Source organism: Methylobacterium ajmalii, from assembly GCF_016613415.1.
GTDB classification, from domain to species: Bacteria; Pseudomonadota; Alphaproteobacteria; order Rhizobiales; family Beijerinckiaceae; genus Methylobacterium; species Methylobacterium ajmalii.
On the sequence record NZ_JACWCT010000079.1, the window covers coordinates 13,280 to 20,824 of the forward strand.

The following is a 7,545-nucleotide window of genomic DNA, read 5'->3' on the forward strand; positions in this document are numbered from 1 at the left end:
GCTCTCGATCGCCAACTCGGCGAGCCAGAACGTCCTCTCGCTCTTCCGCTAAGCGGGGGAGGGCGGTCCCCCCGGGGACCGCCACCATTTTTGAACGAGAAGAGCCGCCCGCGACCATCGGGATCGCGGGCGGCTCTTTCATGATTCGGGCTTGGCAGTCCTGGCGGGCCCGGCGGGGTCAGCCGACGAAGGTGTAGCCGGTCATGCGCTTGGCCTCGATCGGGTCGTAGCCCAGACGCATCCGCAGCTTCTTGCGCAGCTTGCTGATGTGACCCTCGACCACGCTCTCGTCGACCGCCGTGTCGAGGTCGCCGTAGACCGCCTTGAAGATCTGGCCCTTGGTCACCGGCCGGCCGCGGTTGCGGGCGAGGTAGTCGAGGATGTCGCGCTCGCGGCGCGGCAGGAGCAGGCTCTGGCCGTCGATCTCCGGATCGCGCCCGTCGGCGTGGACGGTCAGGCGGCCGCTCTTGTCCGGGGTGCTCGCCGGCTTGGCGTCGCTGCGGTTGGTGCGGCGGCGGATCGCGCCGGCCCGGGCGATGATCTCGCGGACATGGACGGGCTTGCGCACCACGTCGTCGATGCCGGCGGTGAACAGCGCCAGGGTCTGCTCGAGCGAGCGGGTCTCGTTGAGGGCGATGATCGGCGCCCGGGACAGGCCGCGCAAGGCCGCGGTGAACGCCGTGCGGTCGGCGCAGTCGCCAATGACGAAGCCCTGGACCGCGTCGAGGTCCTGGGGCGGCGTGGCGTCGATCCACGTCCGGATGTCGCTCACGTCCAGCCCCCGGGCCGACACGCCCTCCGCGCCGAAGCCCTGAACGTACTGTGCGGCCACGCTTTCCCGCTCGTCGACCACGATGTACACGCCAGCCCCCAAGATGTTTTGACGAGACGTCTTGCTCCGCGTCCAGCTAAGGCGCGAGATTGCTTGCCGTCTGATTGTCGGAAGAAGAGCCGAAACCGTCGCGGTCTTGCCGAGAGGGGATCCGGCCTGCGCCTCGCGGCGCGTATTCGTGAATGATTTGTTAAGGCGAGTGTCGCGCCGAAATGGTTAATTTTCTGTTAAGCTCGCCCACAGGCTGTTCACTTACGGACACAGCCTGTGGCGCCCGGGCAACGCCGTGTTGAAGAAACTCATCGAAATCAATGGGTTGTGGGCCGGTCGGAGCGGCGCGGCGCCTGTGGCGGCCGGGCGACAGGCACGGAGCGCTCAGCCGTCGAGTTCGGGGTAGCGCCGGAAGATGCCGTCCTCGCTGAACGGGAGGCGCCGGTCGCTCGCCAGGTAGGCGGCGACGCGCGGCAGCGAGACGACGCGCCGGTGCAGGGCGACCACCATCGGGGTCGCGGCGAGGGCCCGCTCGGTCGCTTGCGGGAAGGCGTAGGCCAGGCCCTCGACGAGCTGGAACAGCGAGAGGTCGGCGTAGCTCAACCGGTCGCCGACGAGGTGGCGCGGTCCGGCGGGATTGGCGCCCAGCACCCGCTCGAGCCAGCCGAGGAATTTCGGGATCCGCTCGTCGCGGAAAGCCGCCGCCCGCCGGACCGCCTCGGGCTTCTGGTCCTCGTAGAAGAGCGAGGTGGCGATCGGATGGTGGGTCTCGTGCACCTCCGCCACCGCGTCCGCGATGGTGAGCTGGATCTGATGGGTCCAGATCCGGTCGGTCTCGCTCTCGCCGACGAGGCCGAGGCGCGGACCGAGATGGAGCAGGATCGCGGATGCCTGGCCGATCACGAGGTCGCCGTCGCGCAGGAAGGGCGGCGCGAAGGCCGGGCGGGGCGGCGCGCCGAGGCGCTCCAGCATGTCGTCGATGCCGTCCTCGCGGGTGACGTCGATGTAATCCGCCCCCGCCGCCTCGAGCGCCAGGCGGACGAACTCGCCGCGGCCCTGGATGCACGGCCAGTAATGCAGCTCGTAGGCCATCGGTCCGTCCTCGTGCGCTCTACAGCCGGCGCAACTCGTGTCATCGGTCGCGCGAGCGGGCGCCCGGACGTGCCGGGCGCCCCCGGTCTCACCAGCCGCGCATCTCGTCGTGGTTCGGGCGCCGGCCCTGCGGGGTCAGGCCGTCGATCACCCCCGGCAGCACCTGGGCGAGCTGCGATAGCAGGTCGTCGCGGCCGAGGCCGGTCTGCCGGCTCAGGGTGTCGACCGTGTCGGGCCCGAGCGCCTGGGCGAGCTGGCGCGGCTCGATCGAGCGGTTGTGGCCGGAGCCGATCCAGGATTCGATCACGTCGCCGAGGCCGCCGCGGCGGAAGCGGTCGATCAGCTGGTCGAGGCCGCCGCCGGCCGCGTCGTCGGGCTGCTCCCGGTCGAGGCGGGAATAGGGGCCGGTACCCTGGTCGAGGGAATTGGGGTCGAACGGATTCTGCACGCCGCCCGCCGGAGAGGGGGAGGGGGACGCGGTGCCGCCGCCCGGGCCGTCGAGCATCCCGGCAAGGTCGGAATAGGGATTGTTCGGATCCTCGCCGCGCCGGCCCCGTCCCTCGTCCCGCGGCTCGGGTGCGCCGTAGCCGTGCGGGTCGGGGACGTAGCCGTCCTCCGGCCCGCCCTGCGGTGCCGGCCGGCGCCCGCCGCCGAAGATATCGCCGAAGCCGCCGTTCATCGCCTTGGCGGCGAGTAGCATCAGCAAAGCCTTGACGAGGGGCGACATCGCCCCCGCGCCGCCGCTGCCTCTCTCCTCGTGCCGGCTCCCGCCCCCGAGGACGTTGCCGAGCACCGAGCCGATGACCTGATCGAGCAGACCCATGGGTGCGTCTCCCCCCCGCGCATTTGCATCCTGGTTAACCGTGCTCGGCCGCCCCGGTTGCCTCGGGGGCGTCGACCGGCCCGGCGAGAGGATGCGCGGATCGCGACGGCGAGGGCGAAACGTCCGCCGATCTCATCCTCGCCGAGGATCGGACCGCCTGGCGACGGCCTCTGCCCCGATCGGGGACGGCCCTACAGGATGCGGTCCCGGTAGCGAGCCGGGGCCGCCCAGCACTCGTCGCGCTTGCCGAACAGGCGATAGCGGTTGCGCGCGACGAGCCGGTAGACGGGATCGCGCAGTCGGGCCGGGACGAGGCGGAGGATCCCGGCGAGCCGCCAGGGATACCCGAGCGTCTCGTAGATGTGGAGGATAGCGTCGCTGTCCCGGCGCACCCGGGCCCCCTCGACGACGAGCAGGGTGGCCGGGTCGTCCGGATCCACGCCGTGACGGCGAGAGAGCGCCCGGCCGACCTCGCCCTGCATCGCGGCGAGGCGGAACCTCGCCGCCCGGTCCCGCTCCAGCACGAAGCGGGCATTGGCCGAGCACAGCACGCACGCGGCATCGAACAGGATGACGGGGCCGGGAGAAGCCGTCGGGCGGGGCGTCGTCATGCGGGGAGCGTCCACCGAGGCGGCGTCGTGGGACGCCTGCCTTACCTTCGATCGCCCGCCCCGTCACCGCCGCCGGTGGCGCGGCGGTCCTTGGGGTCGAGCTTGTCGAGGGGGTCGGTCCGCGCCGGCGTGCCGCCGGGCGCCGCCCGCGTGGGCGTCACCTGCGTGTCGGGCTTGAGCGCCCGGGGCGGTGCGATGCCCGGGCCTCCGCCGCGGGCGTCGTCGGGCCGATCGGCTTTCGGGAGATCGGCCTGGGTCGGCTGGTCGCGCCGGTCGGAGATCGCCAGGGCGGGCACGGTGCCGGCGACCAGGATGAGGACGGAGGCAAGGCGAGCGAGCGGGGGCATGACGGTCTCCGGCGGGCGCCAAGATCGGGGTAGTCGGGATGGGAAGCGCCTCGGGCCCGCAGCGGTTCCGGGGCCGGCCGCTCACCGGCCGCTCCACGAACGAAGGACCGCCCCTGCGGGGCGGTCCTCGGTCACATGTTCATCAGGGCGCTGGCGGTGCCGAAGGCAGTCATCGCGAGGCCGCCGGCCAGGACGCCGATCATGCCGTAGGACACGGCGCGCAGGAGCTTCATCTCACTCATTTTCAAATTCCCTCGATCTTCCGGATTCGTGTCGACGTCTTTCCAGGCCGGTCGCGCTCAGCAGCGCTGGCCGCCGGAGGTCTGGCCGTACTGCTTGACCGGGAAGTTCTGCTGGTTGGCGTTGCCCTCCGAGGCCGAGCTCATCGGGCAGGCGCCGTAGAACGGCACGCTGGTATTGGCCGGGCCGATGGAGCCGGTGGTCTCGACGTCGCGCGGGGCGAACGGGTTGAAGGGGGAATTCGCGCTGAATGCCATGGCGGACGAGATCGGAGCGACGCCAAGGACAAGCGCGGTGACGACAGCGGCGATACGGGTCTTCATCTGGTATTCAGTCTCCTGTCTGCGCTGCGGGCCGGGTTTCGTGGCCCGCTCTCTTGCGGTGATTGGAATATAGGACGTCGCGAAGCGGCGAGATGTGCACTCGCGCACGCGGCGGAGCGGAACAAGCATCGCGGTCACGACGTGCGGGCGGCCCGGGATTCCGTTGCGGGAGCACCGCGCGGCCGGAGAGCGCAGCGCACCCGGCGTCACATCCCGCTACCACCCGGGATCCTTCCCTGGAGCTAGTCTAAGCACCGACACCCGGGCGACCGTTCGCGGCGCCCCCCACCGCACGAGGTTCCCGCTGCCGATGGCCAAGCCCGTCCACTCGATGATCCGCGTCCTCGACGAGGAGCGTTCCCGCGCCTACTACGCCCGCGCGTTCGGCCTGGAGCTCGCCGAGCGCATCGGCTTCGACGGTTTCGCGCTCGTCTACCTGCGCCATCCCTCGTCGCCGTTCGAGCTGGAGCTCACCGTCAACTTCGACCGCACCGAGCCCTACGCCCTCGGCGACGGCTACGGCCACCTCGCGGTGGTGGTGGACGACGTCGACGCCGAGCATGCCCGCTTCACCGAGGCCGGCCTGCCCGCGACCCCGGTCAAGGACTTCCAGCACCAGGGCAAGACGCTCGCCCGGTTCTTCTTCGCCACCGATCCCGACGGCTACAAGATCGAGGTGATCCAGAAGGGCGGTCGCTTCGCCTGAGGCCCCGATCGAGCCGGGCCGGGAAGCGCGCGCAGACGCGCCCCGGCCCGATGCAGACGACAGACCGCACAGAAACGATCCCGAGGAGACGCCCATGAGAGAAGTCGATCCGCGCGCGCGGTTCAGCCGCCGCGGCTTCCTGCAGACCGCCGCTGTCGCCGCCCCGGCCGCGGCGCTCGCCACCGGCGCCGGGCTCCAGGTCTCGGAGGCCTGGGCCGAGAACGGCGCCGCCCTGGCCCCGGCCGAGCTGAAGACCCTGGTGAAGATGGCACGGGACATCTACCCGCACGACTTCCTCGGCGACGTCTACTACATCACGGCGATCAAGCCCTGGGACGGCAAGGCCGCCGCAGACGCGGGCGTGAAGACGCTGCTGACCTCCGGCGTGCGCCGCCTCAACGAGGATTCGCAGGCCCGCCACAAGGTCGATTACGCCCAGATCGGCTGGGAGGCCGACCGCGTCGTCATCCTCGAGGGCATCAGCCACACCGACTTCTTCAAGAAGATCCGTTCCGACCTCGTCGTCTCGCTCTACAACCAGCCCGAGCTGTGGCCGAAATTCGGCTACGAGGGCGCGTCCGCCGACAAGGGCGGCTACATCAATCGCGGATTCAACGACATCGACTGGCTGCCGAAGGTCTAGAGCATTTTCCGACGAAGTGGATGCCGGGGCGTCGAAGAAAATGCGGCAAAATCAAAAACCTAGAGTGCATCGCGATTGCAACGCAATCGTGAAGCGCTCTAGCCCGGCAACGCCCACCGATCTATCGAGCGTCAACTAAAGAACAATCAATGAACACCGCGCCGGATCGGCCGCGACCGGGCCGCGCGGGCCGGAGGAAACCATGGCCACATTCGACCTGAACGACGACGGCCTCGTCGTCATCGTCGGCTCGGGCGCCGGCGGCGGCACGCTCGGCACCGAGCTGGCGCTCAAGGGCATCCGCACCGTCATCCTCGAGGCCGGCGCCCGCCACAACATGGAGGATTTCGTCAACGACGAGTGGGCGAGCTTCGCCCAGCTCGCCTGGACCGACATGCGCACCACCTCGGGCTCGTGGCGGGTGGCGCGGGACTTCCCCAACCTGCCGGCCTGGATCGTCAAGGCGGTGGGCGGCTCCACCGTGCACTGGGCCGGCGCCTCCTTGCGCTTCGAGGAGCACGAATTCCGCATCCGCGACCATTACGGCGCGATCCCCGGCGCCAACCTCCTCGACTGGCCGATCACCCGGGCCGAGCTCGACCCCTGGTACACGAAGGCCGAGGACCGGATGGGCGTGACCCGCACCAACGGCATCCCGGGCCTGCCGGGCAACAACAACTTCAAGGTGATGGAGGCCGGGGCCCGCCGCCTCGGCTACACCGAGGTCCATACCGGCCGGATGGCGATCAACAGCCAGGAGCGGCACGATCGCGGCTCGTGCCAGCAGATCGGCTTCTGCTTCCAGGGCTGCAAGTCCGGCGCGAAGTGGTCGACCCTGATCGCCGAGATCCCGCGCGGCGAGGAGACCGGCAACCTCGAGGTCCGTCCGAACTGCATGGCGATCCGCATCGAGCACGACGCGTCCGGCAAGGTGACGGGCGTGGTCTATGCCGACGGCGACGGCAAGCTGCAGCGCCAGAAGGCCCGCATCGTCGCGGTGGCCGGCAACTCGATCGAGAGTCCGCGGCTGCTCCTCAACAGCGCGTCCGCGCAGTTCCCGGACGGTCTCGCCAACTCCTCGGGCCAGGTCGGCCGCAACTACCTGCGCCACATGACCGGCAGCGTCTACGGCGTGTTCGAGAAGTCGGTGCACATGTACCGCGGCACCACGATGGCCGGCATCATCCGGGACGAGGCCCGGCACGACCCCAAGCGCGGCTTTGCGGGCGGCTACGAGATGGAGACGGTCTCGCTAGGCGTGCCGTTCATGGCGGCCTTCCTCAATCCCGGCGCCTGGGGCCGCTCCTTCACGAGCGCGATGGAGCAGTACCCGCGCATGGCCGGGATGTGGCTCGTCGGCGAGGACCTGCCGCAGGAGACGAACCGCATCACCCTCGATCCCGCGGTCAAGGACAAGCACGGCATGCCGGTGGCGAGCGTCCACTTCGACGACCACCCCAACGACGTCGCGATGCGAAACCACGCCTACAAGCAGGGCGCGGCGATCTACGAGGCGGTCGGCGCCACGGTGACCTATCCGGTCACGCCCTATCCGAGCACCCACAACATGGGCACCAACCGGATGAGCGCGAAGGCCCGGGACGGCGTGGTCAACAAGTTCGGCCAGACCCACGACGTGAAGAACCTGTTCGTCTCCGACGGCAGCCAGTTCACCAGCGGCGCGGCCTGCAACCCGACCTTGACCATCGTGGCGCTGGCGCTCCGCCAGGCCGACCACATCGCCGGCGCGATGCAGCGGCGGGAGATCTGATGCGCCCGCTCGCCCTCCGCTTCGCCCCGCCCCTGCTCGGGCTGCTCGCCGGCGGGACCCTCGCCGGCGCCGCCCTGGCGCAGGGTTCGCCGACCCCGGTCGCGCCGGCGACCCAGCCCGGCGGGGCCGCGGCCTACCCCAACAGCCCCGGCGGCCAGCCGGCGGC

The 7,545-nt window shown here is 70.4% G+C and carries 9 protein-coding genes; 3 read left to right on the forward strand and 6 right to left on the reverse strand.

Translation table 11 applies throughout. The features are described from left to right. Positions 1–178: 178 nt before the first annotated feature. From HPY23_RS14970 to HPY23_RS14995, 6 genes are all read right to left on the reverse strand, one after another. Positions 179–862, reverse strand: a complete 684-nt coding sequence (locus HPY23_RS14970) for a response regulator transcription factor (protein WP_091888423.1) — start codon at positions 860–862, stop codon at positions 179–181. A 345-nt stretch (positions 863–1,207) separates the two neighbouring features. Beyond that, a complete protein-coding gene (locus HPY23_RS14975; RefSeq protein WP_091888425.1) occupies positions 1,208–1,915 on the reverse strand; it encodes a glutathione S-transferase in 708 nt (235 codons plus the stop codon). A gap of 88 nt (positions 1,916–2,003) precedes the next feature. Then, positions 2,004–2,738, reverse strand: a complete 735-nt coding sequence (locus HPY23_RS14980; RefSeq protein WP_091888427.1) for a YidB family protein — start codon at positions 2,736–2,738, stop codon at positions 2,004–2,006. Positions 2,739–2,929: 191 nt separating this feature from the next. After that, complete coding sequence (locus HPY23_RS14985; RefSeq protein WP_091888429.1) at positions 2,930–3,349, reverse strand: thiol-disulfide oxidoreductase DCC family protein; 420 nt, start codon at positions 3,347–3,349, stop codon at positions 2,930–2,932. A gap of 41 nt (positions 3,350–3,390) precedes the next feature. After that, positions 3,391–3,696, reverse strand: a complete 306-nt coding sequence (locus HPY23_RS14990) for a hypothetical protein (protein ID WP_091888431.1) — start codon at positions 3,694–3,696, stop codon at positions 3,391–3,393. A gap of 299 nt (positions 3,697–3,995) precedes the next feature. After that, positions 3,996–4,259, reverse strand: coding sequence for a hypothetical protein (locus tag HPY23_RS14995; protein ID WP_060848185.1), 264 nt, complete (start codon positions 4,257–4,259; stop codon positions 3,996–3,998). A 310-nt stretch (positions 4,260–4,569) separates the two neighbouring features. On the opposite strand from HPY23_RS14995, the gene HPY23_RS15000 reads away from it, so the two are divergent. The 3 genes from HPY23_RS15000 to HPY23_RS15010 all read left to right on the forward strand — a co-directional run bounded on the left by HPY23_RS15000 (position 4,570) and on the right by HPY23_RS15010 (position 7,379). Next, entirely contained in the window at positions 4,570–4,965 is a 396-nt protein-coding gene (locus HPY23_RS15000; protein ID WP_060848184.1) for a VOC family protein, read from the forward strand. A 94-nt stretch (positions 4,966–5,059) separates the two neighbouring features. Beyond that, positions 5,060–5,608, forward strand: coding sequence for a twin-arginine translocation signal domain-containing protein (locus HPY23_RS15005; protein ID WP_060848183.1), 549 nt, complete (start codon positions 5,060–5,062; stop codon positions 5,606–5,608). A gap of 202 nt (positions 5,609–5,810) precedes the next feature. After that, entirely contained in the window at positions 5,811–7,379 is a 1,569-nt protein-coding gene (locus HPY23_RS15010; protein WP_060848182.1) for a GMC family oxidoreductase, read from the forward strand. Positions 7,380–7,545: the final 166 nt, after the last annotated feature.

Excerpts from the sequence above, each read along its gene's own strand:
- HPY23_RS14975 (WP_091888425.1), bottom strand. The coding sequence starts at position 1,915 with ATGGCCTACGAGCTGCATTACTGGCCGTGCATCCAGGGCCGCGGCGAG.
- HPY23_RS14980 (WP_091888427.1), bottom strand. The coding sequence starts at position 2,738 with ATGGGTCTGCTCGATCAGGTCATCGGCTCGGTGCTCGGCAACGTCCTC.
- HPY23_RS14985 (WP_091888429.1), bottom strand. The coding sequence starts at position 3,349 with ATGACGACGCCCCGCCCGACGGCTTCTCCCGGCCCCGTCATCCTGTTC.
- HPY23_RS14990 (WP_091888431.1), bottom strand. The coding sequence starts at position 3,696 with ATGCCCCCGCTCGCTCGCCTTGCCTCCGTCCTCATCCTGGTCGCCGGC.
- HPY23_RS14995 (WP_060848185.1), bottom strand. The coding sequence starts at position 4,259 with ATGAAGACCCGTATCGCCGCTGTCGTCACCGCGCTTGTCCTTGGCGTC.
- HPY23_RS15000 (WP_060848184.1), top strand. The coding sequence starts at position 4,570 with ATGGCCAAGCCCGTCCACTCGATGATCCGCGTCCTCGACGAGGAGCGT.
- HPY23_RS15005 (WP_060848183.1), top strand. The coding sequence starts at position 5,060 with ATGAGAGAAGTCGATCCGCGCGCGCGGTTCAGCCGCCGCGGCTTCCTG.
- HPY23_RS15010 (WP_060848182.1), top strand. The coding sequence starts at position 5,811 with ATGGCCACATTCGACCTGAACGACGACGGCCTCGTCGTCATCGTCGGC.